Origin of the sequence: Streptomyces sp. NPDC057697 (assembly GCF_042799335.1) — a bacterium.
Taxonomy (GTDB): domain Bacteria; phylum Actinomycetota; class Actinomycetes; order Streptomycetales; family Streptomycetaceae; genus Streptomyces.
This window is the reverse complement of the sequence record NZ_JBHVJA010000024.1, coordinates 1-20,152: the sequence shown is the minus strand read 5'-3', so window position 1 is coordinate 20,152 and position 20,152 is coordinate 1. Positions and strand designations below refer to the sequence as shown.

Below are 20,152 nucleotides of genomic sequence, written 5' to 3'. Positions count from 1 at the left end.
CCTAGTCGATGGCAGCCTGTCGGGGCGGCGGACCGCCGCAGCGGTCCCGCCCATGTCCGCATGGTCGGAGAGCCTGCTTTGGCACCGCTAAAAGCGGCCGGTCGGCCGGTCGTTCAGCCGCGTCGGGCGCCCGCCGGACCGGCTCCGGCCAGGTCGGGTCCGCACGCGTAGCGGCGCAGCAGGGCGGAGAGACGGTCGAGGAACGAGTCCTCCTCGCGGATGAAAAAGTGGCCGCCGGGCACCACCTGGGTCTCGCCGTGCACCGTGGAGTACCGCGTCCACTCCCGTACCTCGTCCACCGTGACCAGCCGGTCCTCGGCCCCGCCGAAGACGTGGAGCGGTACGGGCAGCGGGGTCCGGGCGACCGTTCCCGCGGCGGCGCACAGCCGCAGGTCGTCGCGGACGGTCGGCAGGAGCGCGGCCAGCCACTCCGGATGGTCCAGCAGTACGCGGGGCAGACCGCCGTGCCCGTCCAGGACCCGTACCAGTTCCTCGTCGGAGATGGCGGGGTCGTCGGGCAGCGGGGCCGGCAGGTGCGGGGCCCGGTGGCCGCCGAGGACGAGGGCCGCGGGCAGCCGGCTGCCGCGGGCGTGCCGGTGCTGGGCGAGCGCGTAGGCGATCAGGGCGCCCATGCTGTGCCCGTAGAGCACGTGCGGGTGGTCGAGTTCCGGCCCGATCTCCTCGTCGAGCTCGGCCACCAGCGCGTGCAGGTCGGTGAAGCGCGGTTCGGTCATCCGCCCTTCCCTGCCCGGCAGTTGCACCGGAAGGACCTCGATGTCCGCGGTGAGTCGGCGCTGCCAGCCCGCGTAGGCCGAGGCGCCTCCGCCCGCGTAGGGGAAGCAGAACATGCGCATGCGTCCCGGGGAGGGCTGTGACGCGCGGGTGAGGTAGCGCTTCATCGTGCGGGGTCTCCTCTCGGTGGGCGGTGTCCGCCCGCACCGAGGGCGTCGCGCACGCCGGTCCGGTGACCGGACGGCCTGCCGGGGTACTCCGCCCGCCCGGAGGAACGGGGGATGCCGGGCCGGGCGGGCGGAGCGGCGGGGGCGGCCGGGGCGGGGCACCGGCCGGCTCGGCGTCAGTTTCGGGCCGACCGCTAAAGCATCGGCTGAGCTCCCCCGGTCCGCGACGCCCTGAGCACCGGCCGTGCTCGCCCGCCGCCTTGTGGCGGGTCGGCGGCCGTACGAGCCGCTGCCGGGGCGGGTGTCGGAAGTGGCGTCGTCCGCCCGGAGAGCGGGCCCGGCGGTGTCCGGTGCGTGCGAGCGCACGGCGGAGGGCCGCCCTGGTACCGGGTGTACCGGGTGTACCGGGACGGTCCCGACACCGCCGCGCGCATGCGTGCCGGGCTCCGCCGGGCAGACGGGACTTCCGGTTCACACCCCGGCGGTGTGGTGCGCGGGGCGTCGGCCGAGCAGGTCGTCCGCCAGGACCGGCAGGAACCGGTCCGGGTCGTCGTGCGGGAAGAAGTGCCCGCCGGGGAAGAGCCGGACGGTGGTGGAGGCGGCGGAGTGCCGGGACCAGGCGTCCAGTTCCTCCTCGGTGGTGGAGGCGTCCGACCGGCCGCCGTAGACGGTGACCGGGCAGTCCAGCGGCGGGCCGGGGCGGTGGGTGCAGGTCTCGGCCACCGCGAAGTCGGCCCGCAGGGTGGGCAGCATGACGTTCAGCATCGGGTTGTCGGCGTGGGCCTCGGCCGAGGTGCCGTTCAACTCCCCCAGCCTGGCGAAGAGTTCGTCCGGGGGTGCGTCGTGCACCGGGGTCGCCCGGCGCGGCAGGTGCGGCGCGGGGAGTCCGGCGACGAGCAGCCGCGCGGGTTCGGGCAGCCCGAGCCGGCGCTGTGCCCGGCAGAGCTCGAAGGCGATGCCGGCGCCCATGCTGTGGCCGAACCAGGCGTGCGGGCGGTCGAGCAGCGGGGCGACGTCCCGCAGCAGCGGCGGCAGCAGGTCGTCGAGCCGTTCGTAGGGGCGTTCCCGGAAGCGGGACTCCCGCCCCGGCAGCCGGATCGGCACGACCTCGATCTCCGGTTCCAGGCGCTGTCCCCAGGCGCGGAAGGCGGCCGCGCCGCCACCGGCGTGCGGCAGGCAGAGGAGCCGGAGCCGGGCCCGGGGCAGCGGCTTGCGGCGGACGGCCCACGCGCCGGTCCGGGCGAGGGTCGGGGTACGGGTCAGCTCATCCATCGGGCCACCCTTTCGGCGAGTGCGAGGCAGGTCAGGTTGGGCGGGGCGCTGGTCATGGTGGGGAACACCGAGGCGTCGACGACGTACAGCCCCTCGGCGCCGTGGACCGCGCAGCGCTGGTCCACCACGGAGTCCGGGTCGTCCGCCGGTCCCATCCGGGCCGTGCCGACGGCGTGCCAGCTGGGCGAGACGAACCGGGTGACGGCTCCGCGCAGCAGCCGGTCCTCGCGCACCATCCGGTCGGTCCAGACGAGCACCCGTTCCAGCAGCCCGGCCATCGGCGCCGAGCGCAGCAGCTCCCAGCCCTGCCGGACGGCGGCCATCAGCAGCTCGACGTCGGCCGGGTCGGTGGCGAGGCCGAGCACGATCTCGGGTGCGGTCCCGGCGTCGGTGTCCCGGATCGTGACCCGGCCCCGGGAGGCGGGCCGCAGCACCATGGCGGACAGCCCCACGGCGAGCCGGGCCCGGAGCATGCCGCCGATCAGCGGATTGGCCGCCGTGGGCACCGCGTCGAGCAGGAACAGCCCGAGGTCCGCCGTGCCGCCCGCCGGGGCGGACGCGCAGCGCGCGGTGACCTGGTGCCAGCTGTCTCCCGCCCGGCAGACGCCGGGGCGGGGCTCGGACCAGAGCACGACCGCGGGGTGGTCGGCGAGGTTCCGGCCCACGCCGGGCAGGTCAAGGGCGGGGGTGATGCCGAGCCCGGCCAGGAGCGCGGGGTCGCCGATGCCCGAACGCTGGAGCACCGCGGGCGTGTTGACCGCCCCGGCGGCCAGCGTCACCCGGCCCGCCGCCACCCGCTGGAGCCGCCCGTCGCGCCGTACCTCGACACCGGTGGCCCTGTTCCGCCCGTCCAGCAGCACCCGGGCCGCCAGGGTGCCGGTCCAGAGCGTGGGGCCGGTCCGTTCCCGGGCCGGGGCGAGGTGGCTGTCGGCCGACGAGATCCGGCGGCCGCCGACGGCGTTGGCCGGGGTGACCCCGGCCCCGAGCGCGGCGCCGGAGTTCAGGTCCCCGAGGACGGGCAGCCCGAGCCGGGCACAGCCGTGGAGGAAGGCCGTGGCCGTGGTGGAGAGCGCGTCCGCGGGCGCCCGGCGGATCGGTACCGGGCCGTCCGTGCCGTGTGCCGGGCCCTTGAAGTCCTCGTCCGTCTCCAGGCCGATCAGGTACGGCCGCAGCTGCTCCCAGTCCCACTCGGGGTTCCCGGCGGCCGCCCAGGCGTCGAGGTCCGCGGGCAGGGGGCGCAGCGCGAGCGCGCCGTTGACGGCGGAGGAGCCGCCGACGACCTTGCCGACCCCGTACGGGAACTCCCGTCTGCCGCCCGCCTGCGGCAGCGCGGTGTAGTCCCAGTTGCGGCCGGTGAGGACCGGCACGCCGGCCTGTTCCTCCGTGCCGCCGGGGAGTTCCCCCGCCTCGATCAGCAGGACCCGGCGTCCGGGCCGCTCCGAGAGGCGGGCGGCGAGCACCGCGCCCGCCGAGCCCGCGCCGACGACCACGTCGTCCCAGTACGGGGTTCCCGTTTCCGTGCTCACCGGGTCATGCCTCCTGCCGGGCCTTGAGCAGGGCGGCCAGTCCGGCCACCGTGGGGTTCTCGAAGAGCAGTTGGAGGCCCTCCTCGGTGTCGCCCTCCCAGTGGAACTCCTCCCGCACCCGGGTCAGGATCTGTACGGCGTGCAGGGAGTCGCCGCCGATCTCGAAGAAGTTGTCCTCCACGCCGAAGCCGTCGAACTCCATGGCCTCGGCCCAGATGGCCGCCACGGTCGCCTCGGTCTCGTCGCGTGGGGCGACGATCTCGTAGGCGTCCAGCTCGCTCCAGGGCACCGGCAGCCTGGTGGCGTCGACCTTGCCGTTGGCGCTGAGCGGGATCGCGTCGATGAACAGGCAGTGCTTGGGGACCATGTAGTCGGGGAGCAGTCCGGCCAGCTCCGCGAGGAGTTCCGTGCTGTCCGGGGTGGCGGTCCCGGTGGGGACGGCGTAGGCGACGAGCTGGCGGCGACCGGTGGCGGGGTTGGTGTCCACCCGGGCGATCGCCCGGCCCACGCCGGGCAGCCGCTCCAGGGTGGCGGCGATCTCGCCGAGTTCCACCCGGTAGCCGTTGATCTTCACCTGGAAGTCGCGGCGGCCCAGGAACTCGATGTCCCCGTCGGGCAGGTAGCGGCCCAGGTCGCCGGTGCGGTAGAGCAGTTCGCCCGTCTCCGGGTGGGGTACGAAGCGCTCCGCGGTGCGTTCCAGGTCGGCCCAGTAGCCCTTGGCCACGCCGGTGCCGCCGATCCAGATCTCGCCGGTCGCCCACACCGGCCGTGCCCCGAACCGTTCGTCGAGGACGTGCAGGGTCTGGTTGGCCAGCGGCTTGCCGTACGGGATCCTGGTCCACTCGGGCGGGACCTCTCCGATCGGGTGGTGCACCGACCAGATGGACGCCTCGGTGGCGCCGCCCAGGCTGATCACCTCGGCCCGCGGGTGCCGGGCGCGGACCGCGTCGGGCAGCGCCACCGGGATCCAGTCGCCGCTGAGCAGTACCAGCCGCAGGTCACCGGCCCGTTCCTCGGACGGGCGGGCGGGCGAGTCGGCCCACAGCTGCATCAGCGCGGGCACCGAGTTCCACACGGTGATGCCGTGCCGCTCCATCAGCTCGGCCCAGCAGACGGGGTCGTAGGAGCGTTCGGCGCTCGGCAGGACGAGGGTGCCGCCCGCCGCGAGGGTGCCGAAGACGTCGTAGACGGAGAGGTCGAAGGTCAGCGCCGAGAGGCCGAGCACCCGGTCCTGCGGGCCCACCGAGAAACGCCGGTTGAGGTCCTGGACGGTGTTCACGGCCCCGCGGTGGTCGATCATCACGCCCTTGGGGACGCCGGTGGAGCCGGACGTGAAGATGACGTAGGCGAGGTCGTCGGGGGCCGGTGCGGTGTCCGGTGCCGAGTCCGGCTGCGCCAGGGTATCGGCGTCGTCCAGCGCCACCAGGACCGTCCCGTCGGGCCAGTCCAGCTCGTCGCGGTACCGGGCCGACGTGACCACGATCCCCACCCGGCCGGACTCCATCAGCCGGCTGCGGCGGGCCGCGGGCCACTGCGGGTCGACCGGCAGGTAGGCCGCGCCGGAGGCGACCACTCCGAGGACCGCCGGGACCTGCTCCGGGCTCTTGTCCAGCACGACGCCGACGAGTGTGCCGGGTGCGGCCCCGAGCCCCGTGAGCCGGTGCGCGAGCCGGTACGCCGAGGCCATCACGTCGGCGTATCCGAGCCGGCCTCCGTCGGACAGCACGGCCGTGGCGTCCGGGGTGCGGAGCGCCTGCTCGGCGACGATGCCGAGCAGGGTCCCGCCGGGCAGGCCGAGGCCGGTGGCGTTGACGTCCGCGCGCTGTTCGAGCTGCGGGCGCGGCGCCGAGACCGTCGGGCCCAGGGCGTCCCAGAGGCCCGGTTCGCTGCTCAGCCGGTCCAGCAGGTCCCGGAAGGTGGTGAACATGTCGTCGAGCAGGCCCTCGGGGAACAGGGCTTCCACCGCGTCCCAGTTGAAGACCAGCTCCCCGTTCTCCTCCAGCACCTGGTGGTCGAGCCAGACCTGGGGGGTCTGGCTCACCCCGTGGCGGTACTCGCCGAAGAAGGCCATGCCGTCCATCGCGTCGGCGTCGCCCGAGAAGCCGAGCGCGCTGGTGAAGACGATCGGCATCCCGGCCCCGGGCCCGCTGCCGAGCCGCCGCGCCCGCTCCCGCAGGACCCGGACACCGCTGTACGAGAGGTGTTCCAGGTCCTTCATCAGCTGCTGCTGGAAGCCCGCGGTCCGCCGGGCGAAGGTCTGGTCCTGGCCGCCGCTCATTTGGAGCAGGGTCAGCGAGGTGAAGTCGCCGATGATCCCGCCGAGTTGCGGGTGGATCTCGGCGGGCCGGTTGAAGAGCGTCAGATTGAGGGTGAAGTCGCTCTGGAGCGACCAGAGGCGCAGCACGTCGGTGAAGGCCGCCAGCAGGACCGAGGACGGGGTGAGGCCGCGTTCCCGGGCGTTCTTCTTGACCAGCTCCCACTGCTCGCGGGGCAGCCCGGCCCGGCGGCGGGTGAAGACGGTGCGCTCGGTGGAGCCCGGCTGGACCGCCAGTGGCAGGTCGGGGGCGGGCGGCAGGGTGTCGAGGCGGTCCAGCCAGTACTTCTCGGCGGCCCGGTAGCGGGGTCCGTCGCGCTTCTCCTCCTCGGCGAGGACGAAGTCCCGGTAGCCGATCGCGAACGGCTCCGGCTGCCAGGTCTCGTCCTCGTAGTGGCGCTGCCAGTCGGTGAAGAACAGGTCGAAGCTGTAGGCGTCCATGATGAGCAGGTCGAGGCTGATGTGCAGGCGGAGCCCGTCGCGGTGCCGGGTCGCGCGGATGTCGAACAGCGGCCAGGTGTCGGGGGCGAGGACCTGGTGGTCGAGTTCGGCCCGCAGGGTCGCGAGGTGCTCCTGGAAGGCGTCCTCGGTCGCGTCGCCCCGGTCGTAGAACCGGATGTCGTACTCCGGGACCTCGGGGAGCACCCGCTGGCGGCCGTCCGGGCCGATCACCGCGCGCAGCATGTCGTGCCGGGCGATCACCTTCCGCAGGGCCCTCTCCAGGCGGGCCACGTCGAGGCCCTCGCGGTCGAGTTCGAAGTAGAAGTGTGTCGCCACCCCGCCGAGTTCCAGGGCGCGGTTGTGGCCGATCCAGTAGGCGTGCTGGATGTCCGTGAGTACGAACGGCTCGTTCCGCTCGTCCGGCCTGGCGGTGAGCGCCGTCGGCTCGGCCGCCTTCTCGGTGGCGCGCAGCAGGGTGATCAGCTCGTCGCGCCGGGAACGGAGTTCGTCCCGGAGCCGGGCGGTGAGCGCGCCGGGCGGCGCGATCACGTCGAGACCGTCGCCGGAGAGCCTCAGCCTGATGCCGAGCTGCTGGAGTTCCGATATCAGATCGTGGTCCATCGCGGGTCCTCCCCTGAGGTCAGTGCTGAGCGGGACGGGCGGTCATGAGTGCGGCGACGGCCGCGACATGGGCGTCGGTGAGCAGGGTGTGGTGGGTGCCGTCGGTCAGCGCGGCGGTGGTCCGGCCGCTGGTGAGCGAGGACCAGCCCCACTCCGCCGAGTCCGTGTGCGGGTGGTCGGCGAACTCGGTCACCCTGCCGTGCGCCGCCCGGACCACGCCGATGTCGGCCGCGACGGTGCCCGCGCGGTAGCGGTGGCAGGCGGTGATGATCCCGCGGAACACCGGCCAGCTCAGGGCCAGGTCGGCGGCGTCGGGGAGGTCGAGGCCCTGTTCCCGGGCCAGTGCCACGGTCCGGTCGAGCCGTTCCGATGCCGGGGCCGCGGCCAGTTCGGCCGCCGCGGCGGGGCGGACCGCCGCCGGGTCGAAGCCCACGTCCAGGTCCTCCAGGAACCACAGCAGCATGGTCGCGTCACCGGGTTCGGCCGCCTCGGTGCCGCCCTGGTCCGGGGCGGGCGAGTCGATCACCACGAGCCGCTCCACGGTCTCGCCCCGCCGCTCCAGCAGCCGGGCCGCCTCGAAGGCGATCACCGAGCCGGACGACCATCCGGCCAGCCGGTAGGGGCCGTGCGGGCGGACGTCGAGCAGCGCCCGGACGTAGCACTCGGCCAGTGCCTCCACGGAGTCCAGCGGCTCCTTGCCGACCCCCGGGCCGGGTGCCTGGAAGGCGTACGCGGGCCCGTCGAGCAGTTCCGCCAGGCCCCGGTAGCAGAGCACGTTGCCGCCGGCCGGGTGGACCAGCACCCAGGGGGTTGTGTCGCCCGTGTCGTCGAGTGCCACCAGCGGGGACCACTCGTCCTGTCCGGCCTCCAGCAGTGCGGCGAGCGCGGCGACCGTCCGGTGTTCCAGCAGCGCGCCGAGCGGGGCGCGCAGGCCCAGCCGGGTGGAGACCAGGCCGATGACGCGCAGCGCGGCGAAGGACTGTCCGCCGAGGTCGAAGAAGTCGTCGTGGACGCCGACCGGTTCGACGCCGAGGACCGATTCCCAGATCTCCACGAGGACCTTCTCGGTCTCCGTCCGGGGCGCCGTGTACGTACGGGTCCGGCCGTCCTGCACGGGGCCCATGGCCTCCAGCGCGCGGCGGTCCAGCTTGCCGTTGGCCGTGAGCGGCAGCCCGTCCACGACGACGACGAAGCTCGGTACGAGGTGGCCGGGCAGCCGGTCCGCCAGGTAGGTGCGCAGCTCCTCCGGCTCCGGACGCGGTACGTCCGGCTCGGCGACGGCGTATCCGGCGAGCTGCTGGCCCGAGCCGGAGGCGCGGGCGACGACGACCGCGTGCCGTACGGCCGGGTGCTGGGACAGCGCGTGCTCGATCTCGCCCGGCTCCACCCGGAATCCCTGGATCTTGACCTGGAAGTCGGCGCGTCCCAGGAACTCGATGTCGCCGTCGGGCAGATAGCGGCCCAGGTCGCCGGTGCGGTACAGCCGTTCGCCGGTGACCGGGTCGGTGACGAAGGCGGCCGCCGTGCGGTCGGGGTCGTCGAGGTAGCCGAGCGCGACGCCGGTGCCGCCGATGTACAGGTCGCCGGTGACCCAGTCGGGTGCGTCCCGGCCCACCGCGTCCCGTACCCGCCAGGTCTGGTTCCCCAGCGGACGGCCGTAGGGGATGCTCGACCAGGTCGGGTCGACCCGGTCGATCGGGTGGTGGATGGACCAGATCGAGGCCTCGGTGGCGCCGCCGAGGCTCACGACGCGCGCGTGGGGCGCGATCCGGGCGATCAGCTCCGGGAGCCGGACCGGGATCCAGTCACCGCTGAGCAGGACCACGCGCAGTGCGGGGAAGGTCAGTCCGGCCTGTTCGGCGGCCTCCGCGAAGAGCTGCATGATCGCCGGTACCGAGTTCCAGACCGTGACGCCGTGCTCCCGCACCAGGTCGGCCCAGTATCCCGGGCTCGCGGCTCCGGCCGGGGGCAGCAGCAGGGTCGCGCCCGCCTCCGCGGTGCCGAAGACGTCGTACACGGAGAGGTCGAAGCAGAGCGAGGAGACGCCGAAGACCACGTCGTCGCGGCCGATGCCGAACCGGCGGTTGATGTCGACCATGGTGTTCAGCGGCCCGCGGTGGTCGAGGACCGCGCCCTTGGGCTTGCCGCTGGACCCCGAGGTGTAGATGACGTAGGCGGTGTCGCCGGGGTCGCCCTCGGGCGCGGGCAGCGGGCCCCGCGCGGGCTGCGCGTCCGCGACCGTCAGCACCGGGCGGCCGGCGGCCGGGGCGAGGGAGTCGCGCCCGTCCGGCGAGGTGATCACCGCGGCGGCGTGGGCGTCCACGAGGAGTTCGGCCACGCGTTCCCGGGGCCAGCCGGGGTCGATGGGCACATAGGCGGCGCCGGCCGCGAGCACGCCGTGGACGGCGGCGATCTGTTCGCCGCCCTTCGGCAGGACGACGGCGACCTTGTCGCCGGGCCGGACACCGTTGCGGTGCAGGAGGGCGGCCACGTCCTGGGCGCGGGCGTGCAGTTCCGCGTAGTCCATGGCGCCGTCCGGCGCCACCACGGCCGGGGTTCCGGGGCGGTCGGCGGCCTGCCGGGCCAGTGCGCGGCCGAGCAGTCCCTCGGGGATCTCACGGGCGGTGTCGTTGACCGCGGCGCGGTGTTCGCGCTGTCCGTCCGGCAGCAGGTCGAAGGAGCCGCGCGTCCAGGCGGCCGGGTCGTCCGCGAGGAGCAGGAGCAGCTTGCGGTAGGCCGTGTGCATGGCGTCGACGAGACCGTCCGGGAACATGGTCTCGACCAGGTCCCAGACCACCCAGAGGCCGCCGTCGCTCTGCTCCCAGAACTGGTTGTCGAGCAGCACCTGGGGCGTCTCCAGGTGGCTGAAGACCGGCTGGTCGAGGTGGCCCATGAACAGTCCGCTGCCGACCACGAACGGGCAGGCCGCGCGGCCGGGCGTACGCCGTACCTGGTTGAGGGTCTGGAGGACCTTCACCCCGCTCCAGTAGGTGTGTTCCATGTCGGTCATGACCTGGCCCTGGAGCCGCCGGGCGCGGTCGCGGAAGGTCTCGTCGTGGCGCCAGTCGACCTCCAGCGGGTACAGCGAGGCGAAGTTGCCGACCACCTCCGAGATCTGCGGATGGATCGGCAGCCGGTGGGTCATCATGTTGTTCAGCAGGAAGTGCCGGGAGCCGCTCCAGTACGCCACGAGTTCGGCGTAGACCGCGTACACGGCGTTGGTCGTGGTGACACCGTTGTCCGTCGCCCGCTGCTTGAAGCGGGTCCACTGGTCGGCGGTCAGGGTGAACTCGCGGCGGGTGAGCTGGACCCGGGTGCGGGTGTCCGTGCCGCTCACCAGCGGCAGGTTGGGCGCCTCCGGCCAGTCGGCCATCCGGTCGCACCAGTACTTGCGGGAGGCCACGCCGCGCTCCGACTCCTCCAGCGCGGCCAGTGCCAGCACGCAGTCGCGGTAGGCGAGTTCCAGCTCCGGCAGGGTCTCGGACGGGTCGTGGTAGCTGCGCAGCACGCTGTCGAGGAAACGGCCGGTGCCGGGGCCGTCGCTGAAGAAGTTGTTGTTGTTGTAGTGCAGCCGGGCCCGGCCGTCGCCGTAGCGGGTGATGCGTACGTCCATCCACGGCCAGGTGTCCAGCGGGAGTTCGGCCGCCTGCATCTCGTCCCGGGTGCGCTCGACGACGGCCCGTGCCTCGGCCTCGGGGGCGTGGCGGACGTCCGTGACCCGGACCTTCACGGGCGCGGGGTCGCGGACGGTCTCCAGCTGGAGGTCTTCGCGCACCACCACCAGGCTGTCGCGCTGGCGGTGCAGCATGCGGTTGAGCGCGGCCTCGAAGCGCTCGGGGTCGAGTTCCGCGAAGTCGAACTCCATGTACTGGTGCGGCCGGACGTGGTACTCGAACTGGGCGGTGCTGCCGACCAGGAACGACATCTGGAGGTCGGACGGCGGGAACGGCTCGTGGCGCCGCTGCTCGTCGCGGACGACCTGCGGGAGCGCGCCGGTCTGCCGGGCGGCGTCGCCCTGCTTGAGCAGGGCGACCAGCTCCGCCTTGCGCTCGGTGAGTTCCTGCCGGATTCCGTCGGGGAGCGAGCCGGCGGTGGCGCGCACCTCGATGCGGTCGCCGTCGACCAGCCGCAGGCGGACGCCGTGCCGGGCGAGCCGGCCCAGCAGTTCGGCCGGGTCGGCGTGGCCTCCGTGTGCTGTCATTCCGGGTACTCCCATTCGAACGGTCGGGGGCGCCGGGCCCGGTCGGGCCGGCGCCGCCACGGGGAAGCGGTGCGAAGTCGGGGGGCGGGGCGTGGCGGCCCCGGGGCATGGCACCGCGGTCCGGGGCGCGCCCGTGCGTCCGTCGGCCGGTGGACCGGCGGACGCACGGGCGTGGGTCGGCCGCGCGGTGCGTGCGTGGATCAGATGGTGAGGACCTCGACGTCGGCGGCCCCGTCCGGGTCGTCCTCGCCGTCGTCCGCGACCAGGCTGCGGAGCGTGATCTGTCGGTGGATCAGGTCGATCACGTCGGCGACGGTGTTGCCGCCGAACACGAACGAGGGCGGGACGTCCGCGGAGAAGTCGGCCAGCAGCCGGTTGCGCAGCCGTACGGCGCTCAGCGAGTCCAGGCCGAGTTCGCTCAGCCTGCGATGCCCGAAGGTGGGCCGCAGCTCGTCCCGCTGCCGTGCCGTGAGGCCGAGCAGTTCACCGGCGGCGTCGAGGAGTTCCTCGCCGATCGCGGCCTTCCCGGCCTGCGGGTCGCGGAGCGCGAGCGCGGCCACCCGGTCGGCCGCGCGGCCCTCCCGGGCCCCGGCGGGTTCCGCCGGGGTGCCGGGCGGCTGCTCGTCCGGGGTGCTGCGGTCCGGCGCCAGGTCGCTCAGCAGGGTGTACGGCAGCCGCCGGTCGTCCGTGGCGGTGAACCGGGCCCAGTCGACCGCCGCGAGACCGGCCGTCGGGAGGCCGCCGTCGAGCAGTCCGCCGAGCGCCGCCAGGGCCTCGGCGGTGCCGATGCCGGTGATGCCGGTACGGGCGAGCCGGGCGAGCAGTCCGGGGCGGACGGCCATGCCCGCCTGGGCCCAGGGGCCCCAGTTCACGCCGAGCGCCACCTGTCCTTCGTGGCACCGCTGTTCCGCCAGTCCGTCCAGGTAGGCGTTGGCGGTGACATAGGCGGCCTGCCCGGCCGAGCCGGTCAGGGCGGCGAGCGACGAGAAGAGCACGAGGAAGTCGAGCTCGGTCCCGGCGGTCAGGGTGTGGAGGTTGCGCGCGCCCTGGACCTTCGGCCTGAGGACGGCGTCGAAGCGTCCGCGGTCGAGGTCGGTCAGCGGGGCGTCATCGGTGATGCCCGCGGCGTGGACGACGCCGCGCAGCGGCGGCAGTTCCCGTTCGATCCGCCGGAGCAGCCCGGTCGCCGCGGGGAGGTCGGCCACATCGGCCGGCCAGAGCTCGACCCGCACCCCGGCGGCCCGCAGTTCCTGGACCTCACGGGGGGTTCCGGCCGGTACGGAGCGGCTGGTCAGGACCAGGCAGCGGGCGCCCCGGTCGGCCAGCCACCGCGCGGTGGCCAGGCCCAGCGCGCCGAGCCCGCCGGTGACCAGATAGCTGCCGTCCGGGCGGACGGGTGCCGTCGCCGCGTCGCCGCGGCCGGTTTCCCGCAGCCGGGCGGTGAACCACCGGCCGTCGCGTACCGCCAGATGACCGCGTCCCGGCAGTCCCGCGACGCGGGCGAGCACTCCGGAGAGCGGCGGCGGGGTTCCGTCCGGCTCGAAGTCGACCTGGACGCACTTGAGTTCGGGGTACTCGGCGATGACCGCCCTGGACAGTCCGGTGAGCATGGCCTGTCCGGCGTCCGGTCGCGTCGGCAGCTGCGGGACCCGGGCGGCACCGGTCGAGCAGACGACGACGTCGGGGCGGTCCGCGGCGAACTCCCGCAGGAACTGCCGGAGGACCGCGAAGGCCGTACCGGCGGGCCCGGCGGGGTCGCTCCCGGCTTCCGCCGGGGCGAGCCGCAGGACCAGTCCGGCGACGGTGTCCGCCCGGTCGCGGGCCTCGGTGAAGAGCCGGGCCAGTTCCGCGTCCGAGGCGTCCGGGGCGATCGCCAGTGCGCGTGCCGTGGTTTCGGCCCCGGCGCACCAGTCGTCGGCCGGTGATGTGTCGGTCCCGCAGACCAGCCAGGTGCCCGGCCGCCCGTCGGTGGCCTCCGGCGGGGCCGGTACCCAGTCGGTCCGCAGTGTCCGTACCCCGGCCCCGGCCGCCGCGGCGATCCGGTCCGGCGCGACCGGCCGGAGCCGCAGCGACTCGACGGTCGCCAGGGTGTCGCCGTCGTCGGACAGCAGGTCCAGGTCGAAGGCGCGGGTGCCGTCGGCCCCGGTTCCGGTGTCGCGGACCACGCACCACAGATGGGCGGGCAGCCGGTGGTGGAGGGTGATCCGGTCGATGCCGACCGGGAGGAGGAGTTCCTCCGTGTCGCCGAGGAAGGCCGCGGTCGCGTGGAAGCAGGCGTCGAGCACCGCGGGGTGTGCCTGGTGGGCCGTGCGGTCCTCGGCGGGGAGTGCCGCCTCGATCCGGCCGACGGCCCGCGTCCCGGCCGCCCACAGCCTGCGCAGCCCGCGGAAGGCCGGGCCGTAGTCGAGCCCGCGTCCGCGCAGCGTCTTGTACAGCGTCTCGACGTCCAGTTCGGTGAGGCCGTCGCGGAGGCGGTCGAGGTCGGCCCGGGTGTCCGGGGCCGGTTCCGCCGCCCGCGCGGCGGCCACCGTGACGTGTTCCGTCCACTCGTCGCGTCCGGGCACCCGGCTGAAGCCGCGGATCCGGTGCCCGGTCCCGACGACCGTCTGGGTGGTGACCGGGGCGTCTTCGGGCAGTGGCAGGAAGGCGGTGAAGGAGACTCCGTGCAGCGACCACGGCCCGTCTCCGGCGACCGCGCGGACGGCCGCGTCGGCCCATTCGGTCATCGCGGCCCCGGGCAGCACCGGCCGGCCGGCGACCCGGTGCTGGTCGAGGTACCAGGGCTGTTCGGCGGTCAGGGTGCGGGAGAACCGGCGGTCCTCGGCACCGGCGAGCTCGACGGGGGCGCCGAGCAGCGGGTGTCGCCCGTCGCCGCCGTCGGTGAACCAGTGCCGGGCCGGTTCGAGCGGGTGGCCGGGCAGCCGGACCGGCAGCGGCAGCCGTCCGTACGTCCCGTCCCGGTCCCGCAGCACCCCCGTCCAGTCGACCCGTCCGCCCCGGACGTACCACCGGGCCAGCCCTTCTCCGAAGCGCCGGTCGTCGGTGTCGTCCCGGTGCAGGCTCGGCAGGCTGACCGCGTCGGTGAGCACGGCCTCGACGAGCGGGCCGAGCACCGGGTGTGGTCCGCACTCCACGACGGTGGTGCAGCCGAGCGCGGCCAGGGCGTCCAGGCAGTCGCCGAACCGCACCGGCTCGTCGGCGTGCCGGGCGAGGTGACCGGCCGAGAGCTCCGGCACGACGGCGCCGGTCAGGTTGGACACCAGGGGAATCGCGGGTGCGTGGAACGTGACCGTCGCGGCGAAGCGCTCGAATTCCGCGACGGCGTCCGCCATCAGCGGGGAGTGGAAGGCCCGGGTGCCGTGCAGCCGGGTGGTCCGGGCGCCTCGCTCCGCCCAGCGGGCGGCGAGCCCGGCCGTCGCCTCCTCGCCGCCGGAGATCACCAGGTCCTCCGGCCCGTTGAGGGCGGCGGCCACCACCGAACGGTCCGCGGGAAGCTCCGCGCGCAGCGCCGCGAGCAGTTCCCGGTCCGCGTGGATCGCGTACATCGCCCCGGGCCCGGCGAGGTCCTGCATGGCACCGGCGCGGGCGACGACCAGCCGGACGGCGTCCGGGAGGGTCAGGGCGCCCGCGACGCAGGCCGCCACGTACTCGCCGAGGCTGTGCCCGGCCACGGCGTCGGGTTCCACCCCGCTCGCGCGCCACAGCGCGGCCAGCGCGTAGTCCATGGCGAAGAGCGCGGGCTGGGCGAAGCGGGTCTGTTCGAGGTCCGCCCTGGGCCCCGGGGCGTCGCACAGCGTCGGCAGCAGGGAGACCCCGAGTTCGGCGCGCACCACCGCGTCCACCTCGTCGAGCGTCTCGCGGAAGGCGGCGTGCCGGAAGTACAGGGCCTTGGCCATGCCGGGGTACTGCGCGCCCTGGCCGGTGAACACGAACGCCACCCGTCCGTTCCCGTCGTGGCGGGCGACGCCGGAGACCACCGCGTCGGTCGGCAGGCCGTCGTGGTACGCGGTCAGTGCCCGGGCCGCGTCCTGGTGCGAACGAGCCAGCACGGCGAGGCGGTGGTCGTGGTGGGGGCGCCGGGCTCCGGCGGTGTGGACCAGCGCGTTCGAGGGCGGGACCGGGCCGTCCTCGCCGCCGGCGAGCCGTGCGTAGTCACCGGCGAGTCGGCGCAGGGCGGGTCCGCTCTTCGCGGAGACCGGGAGGAGGAACCACTCGCCGCTCTCCGCCACTTCCACGGCGGGCTGCCGGGCCGGTGCGCCGGAGAGGACCACGTGTGCGTTGGTGCCGCCGAAGCCGAACGAGCTGACGGCCGCCGCCCGTGCGGGCCCCTCGGGCCAGTCGGTCGCCGTACGCGGGATGCGCAGGCGGGAGCCCTCCAGGTCGATCAGCGGGTTGACCGTGCCGAGGTGCGGCGAGGCCGGGATCCGGCGGTGTTCCAGGCAGAGCACGGTCTTGATCAGACCGGCCATTCCGGCCGCGGCCTCCAGGTGGCCGATGTTGCTCTTCACGGAGCCGACATGCAGTTCGGTGCCGTCCTGCTCGCCGTAGACGGCGCGCAGCGCGCCCATCTCGATCGGATCGCCGAGCCGGGTGCCGGTGCCGTGGGCCTCCACGTAACCGATCTCTCCGGCCGTCAGGCCGCCGGCGGCGAGCGCCGCGCGCAGGGCCGCCTCCTGGGCCGGTCCGTTCGGTGCGGTCAGGGTGCTGGTGCGCCCGTCGGAGGAGACCGCCGAGCCCTGGACCAGGGCGCGGATCCGGTCGTCGTCGGCGAGGGCGTCCGCGCCGCGGCGGAGCACCACCACCCCACAGCCCTCGCCGCGCACATAGCCGTCCGCGGCGGCGTCGAAGGTCTTGCACCGGCCGTCCGGGGCCAGCATGCCGGCCTGGGTGAAGCCGGTGGTCAGCGCCGGGTCCAGGAGCAGGTTGACACCGGCGACGACGGCGCGGTCGCAGGCGCCGCGCCGCAGGTCCTCGCACGCCTGGTGGAGGGCCACCAGGGAGGACGAGCAGGCCGTGTCCACCACCTGGCTGGGGCCCCGCAGGTCCCAGAGGTAGGAGATGCGGTTGGCGGCGATGCTGGATGCGTTGCCGGTGCCGTCGTGGGCGGTGGCGGGGCGGTGGGCGCGGTCCTGGAGCCGTCCGTAGTCGTGGGTGCTGATGCCCACGTAGACGCCGGTCCTGCCCCCGGCGAGCGCCGCCGGGTCCGTTCCGGCGTCCTCCAGGGCGCGCCATACGGTGGTCAGCAGCAGGCGCTGCTGCGGGTCCATGTGGCGGGCCTCGTCGCGGGAGATGCCGAAGAACGCGGCGTCGAACTCGTCGACCCCGTCGATGAATCCGCCCCACGCCGGTTCGCCGTGCTCCAGCCGGTAGCCGAGCAGTGCGCGGCGCGGCGGCACCTCGGTCACCGCGTCCCGGCCGTCGATGAGCAGCTGCCAGAAGGCGTCGACGTCCTCGGCGCCCGGCAGGCGGCAGGCCATGCCGACGACGGCGACCGGATCGCGGCCGTCCGGCGGCGGCGCCGCCGCCTCGGCCTGCGGGAGCGGGCGGGGCGTGTCTCCGCCGGTGAGCGCGTCGGCCAGGGCCGCGACGGTGGGGTGGTTGTAGAGGGTCCTGGCGTCGACCGGGCCGCCGAGCCAGGCGCGGAGGTCACCGGCGAGTCCGGCGAGCCCCGCCGAGTCGAGTCCGAAGGAGCCGAAGGGCGTGTCCGCGGGGACCTCGCGCGGGTCGAGCCCCCGGAGGCGGGCGATCCGTCGGGTCAGCCAGTCGGCCACCTCCTGCCGGGAGCGGTCCGGCCCCGCCGGGGCGGGGGCGGACGGTCCGGACGGGGCGGAGGAGGTGTGCACGGGCTTGAGTTCGCCCGCCAGATGGAGCCGCTTGCACTCCTGGCGGCGGACCTTGCCGCTCGATGTCAGCGGAAGCTGGGCCGGGCGGATCAGTACGACGGTCCGCGGGTCGATCTGGTGCTCGTCGACGACGGCGAGGCGGATGCTCTGCACGACCTCGTCGCGGTCGGCGTCGCGGAAGCCGCTGCGCGTCAGTTCGCTGACCACGACCAGCTGTTCCGCGCCTTCGGAGTCCTCCACCGAGAAGGCGACGCCCTTGTCCCGTTCGAGCGCGGGGTGGGAGTCGGCGACGGTGAGCTCGATGTCCTGCGGGTAGTGGTTGACGCCGCGGACCACGATGAGGTCCTTGCGCCGTCCGGTGATGTAGGTGTCCGCGCCGAGGCGTCCGCCGAGGTCCCCGGTGCGCAGGTACGGGCCACTGCCGTCGGACAGGCGGGCGCCGAAGGTGGCCTCGGTCGCCCCGGGGTTCTGCCAGTAGCCGGGGCTCACGGTGTCGCCGCGCAGCCAGATCTCGCCGCACTCGCCGTCCGGCAGCGGGGTGTGCGTCTCCGGGTCCACGATCAGCAGTCCGGTGTCCAGCAGGACGTCGCCGTTGCTCGGGAGCCGGCGGCTGCCGGGGGTGCCGTCGGGCACGCGTCGCAGTCGGCCGTGTCCCAGTTCGTCGCCGTCGAAGGAGTCGACGACGAGTGCGTCGCCGGGCCGTCGCATCGTCACGGCGAGTGTGGACTCGGCCATTCCGTAGGCCGGGGTGAAGATGTCGGTACGACATCGGAACGGCGCGAACTCGGCCGCGAAACGCTCGATCGACTGGGGCCGGATCGGCTCGGCGCCGATCATGAAGGTGCGGAGCGCGGAGAGGTCCAGGCCCTCGCGGTCCTCGGGGCGGATGCGCGCACAGCACAGGTCCAGCGCGAAGTTGGGTCCGAAGGTCAGCGCGGCCCGGTAGCGGGTGGCCGCGGCGAGCCAGCGCAGCGGCTCCTGGACGAAGTCGATCGGTGCCATCAGCACGTTCGTCGCACCGGCCCGCAGCGGGTACATGAGGCCGGCGACCAGGCCGAAGTCGTGGAAGAGCGGCAGCCAGGACAGTGACGTCTCGTCCGGTCCCAGCCGGATCACGTCGGCGAGCATGTCGAGCTGGTGGACGAGGTTGCGGTGGGTGACCATCACACCGCGCGGGCGACCCGTCGAGCCGGAGGTGTACTGGAGGTAGGCGACGTCGTCCGGGCCGGGTTCGGGCCGGTGCCAGGTCTCCGGGTCCGCCGACAGCTCGGCCGTCGTCAGCACGGCGCAGGAATCCGGGAGTTCGCGGCGCATCGGCTGGACGCGGTCGGCGCCCACCACGGCGAGCCGCGGGGCGCAGTCGTCGACGATGCCCTCGACCCGCGCACCCTTCCGGCTCCTGGTGGGCGGGAAGGCGGGTACCGCGATCACCCCGGCGTAGAGGCAGCCGAGGAAGGCGACGGCGTAGTCGACGCCCTGCGGCAGGAGTACCAGTAACCGCTCGCCGGCCATCCCGCGGGCCTGGAGCCCTGCGGCGAAGGACCGGGCGCGTCGGTCGTACTCGGCGAAGGACAGGCGCTCGGCCTCGTTCTCCCCCTCGGCCAGCATGATGAGCGCAGGCTTTTCGGGCGACTCGACAACCCGCGCGCGAACAGCATCAATAATGAACACGGAAATATCCCACCGAGATTTTGTTGGCACGCTTTCTTCTGCTTTTGAGCAGCCAGAAACGGCACACATGAGACCCATAAAAAAAGGGTCGCTGGGAACCCGTCGGAACGACAGGGAAAAGAATTCGGTAAGCCGGAAGCCAGGGCTGGCGACATCATCAGCCAGCGGGCACCTCAGCAGGAGCTACGCATATCCATTCGCACAACCGCCACCACCCTCGACCACTCCCCCGTCCGAGACCCGGCACACTCGGTCGCCGCTTGAAACGCGGCCCACTCGGCCAAAAGCCTTCTGAATGATGATCATCACCCTAATGAGTGAACCGGAGGCGCGTCAAGCATCATTGGACTTACTCGCAATCGGAATACGGTGCTCCCCTTGTCGAAATTTCGGACGGGTAGGTGGTGCGCAAGTGCGAGAAATGTACAAAAATCCGACACCTCGGCGCACCGGATTAGGAGAGTCCGGAATGACGTCCATTCGGATGCCTGAACCTGTTCACCGTACGGACGCCACTCGAAGAATGGGAGAAGTCACACGCGGCATCAAGATCCGTGACTGGCGCTCCCTACGGAAGGCACCTATGCTCTGTCGCGGCCGCACGACCGAACGGGCTGTCCAGCAGGGGGAGGTAGGCGCGGGGACCGGCCACCGGTCAGCTCGGCACTTTCCGGCTCCGACAGACCTGATCACACGTCGGCCCGTGTCTTTCGACGGGTCCGCCAGTCCACTCCGTACCGTTCCGCGACGCCCTGGGCCCCGCCGGCCGTGTGCCGGTCCCACGAGGGGCGACGGCCGCGCGCCGTCCGGCCCGTACGTCCGGTCCCGAGGAGCGCCACCGCGTGGTGTCACGGCTCCGCCCACCTCACCGGCTCGTACGTTTCCCACCGGCCACCGGGTCCGACCACAGGACCCCGCGTCACCACACACCGGCCCCTCGCCCGGCAGCCCGCGAGGACCCGGGACGTCGGCCGCCGGGGCCGGGCGCCGGGCCGGGCAGTGCCGGGCGCGGCATCCGCCCCTGACAGCCAGTCAACCCACCGTCTGGAGAACATCACCGTGACGACAGCCGACACAACGGTCGCCGGGGACCCCGCAGTGGCGGTCCCGGCGGCCGCCCCCTCCGAGCGCGGTGCCACCGTGTGGCTGACCGGTCTGCCGAGCGCGGGCAAGACCACCCTCGCGTACGAGCTGGCCGGACGGCTGCGCGGCGAGGGCCACCGTGTGGAGGTGCTCGACGGCGACGAGATCCGGGAGTTCCTCTCCGCAGGGCTCGGCTTCTCCCGCGAGGACCGCCACACCAACGTCCAGCGGATCGGCTTCGTCGCCGAACTGCTGGCGGCCAACGGTGTGAAGGTGCTGGT

The 20,152-nt window shown here is 73.8% G+C and carries 7 protein-coding genes; 1 reads left to right on the top strand and 6 read right to left on the bottom strand.

The window, feature by feature from the left end; all coding sequences use genetic code 11:
• Nucleotides 1-113: 113 nt before the first annotated feature.
• The 6 genes from ACFVFH_RS34975 to ACFVFH_RS34950 form a co-directional block, all read right to left on the bottom strand.
• Nucleotides 114-899, bottom strand: coding sequence for a thioesterase II family protein (locus tag ACFVFH_RS34975; protein ID WP_383776774.1), 786 nt, complete (start codon nt 897-899; stop codon nt 114-116).
• 471 nt (nt 900-1,370) lie between these two features.
• Nucleotides 1,371-2,171 (bottom strand): thioesterase II family protein, encoded by an 801-nt coding sequence (locus ACFVFH_RS34970; RefSeq protein ID WP_383776771.1) that lies wholly within the window; start codon nt 2,169-2,171, stop codon nt 1,371-1,373.
• Entirely contained in the window at nt 2,159-3,697 is a 1,539-nt protein-coding gene (locus tag ACFVFH_RS34965; protein WP_383776769.1) for a GMC family oxidoreductase, read from the bottom strand. The genes ACFVFH_RS34970 and ACFVFH_RS34965 overlap by 13 nt, the downstream gene beginning before the upstream one ends.
• Before the next feature lie 4 nt (nt 3,698-3,701).
• On the bottom strand, nt 3,702-7,073 hold the full coding sequence (locus ACFVFH_RS34960) for an amino acid adenylation domain-containing protein (RefSeq protein ID WP_383776766.1): 3,372 nt from the start codon (nt 7,071-7,073) through the stop codon (nt 3,702-3,704).
• 19 nt (nt 7,074-7,092) lie between these two features.
• The gene (locus ACFVFH_RS34955; RefSeq protein ID WP_383776763.1) at nt 7,093-11,274 is read right to left on the bottom strand and encodes an amino acid adenylation domain-containing protein; all 4,182 of its coding nucleotides are present in this window, start codon (nt 11,272-11,274) and stop codon (nt 7,093-7,095) included.
• 200 nt (nt 11,275-11,474) lie between these two features.
• Nucleotides 11,475-18,857: an SDR family NAD(P)-dependent oxidoreductase gene (locus ACFVFH_RS34950; RefSeq protein ID WP_383776847.1), complete on the bottom strand. Its 7,383-nt coding sequence runs from the start codon at nt 18,855-18,857 to the stop codon at nt 11,475-11,477.
• Between the two features lie 1,029 nt (nt 18,858-19,886).
• On the opposite strand from ACFVFH_RS34950, the gene ACFVFH_RS34945 reads away from it, so the two are divergent.
• A partial coding sequence (locus ACFVFH_RS34945) for an adenylyl-sulfate kinase (RefSeq protein WP_383776846.1) occupies nt 19,887-20,152 on the top strand: 266 nt, incomplete at its 3' end.

Bases quoted from the DNA above. Each gene is read 5' to 3' on its own strand.
- ACFVFH_RS34970 (WP_383776771.1), bottom strand. From the start codon at position 2,171: ATGGATGAGCTGACCCGTACCCCGACCCTCGCCCGGACCGGCGCGTGG.
- ACFVFH_RS34975 (WP_383776774.1), bottom strand. From the start codon at position 899: ATGAAGCGCTACCTCACCCGCGCGTCACAGCCCTCCCCGGGACGCATG.
- ACFVFH_RS34955 (WP_383776763.1), bottom strand. From the start codon at position 11,274: ATGACAGCACACGGAGGCCACGCCGACCCGGCCGAACTGCTGGGCCGG.
- ACFVFH_RS34960 (WP_383776766.1), bottom strand. From the start codon at position 7,073: ATGGACCACGATCTGATATCGGAACTCCAGCAGCTCGGCATCAGGCTG.
- ACFVFH_RS34950 (WP_383776847.1), bottom strand. From the start codon at position 18,857: ATGTGTGCCGTTTCTGGCTGCTCAAAAGCAGAAGAAAGCGTGCCAACA.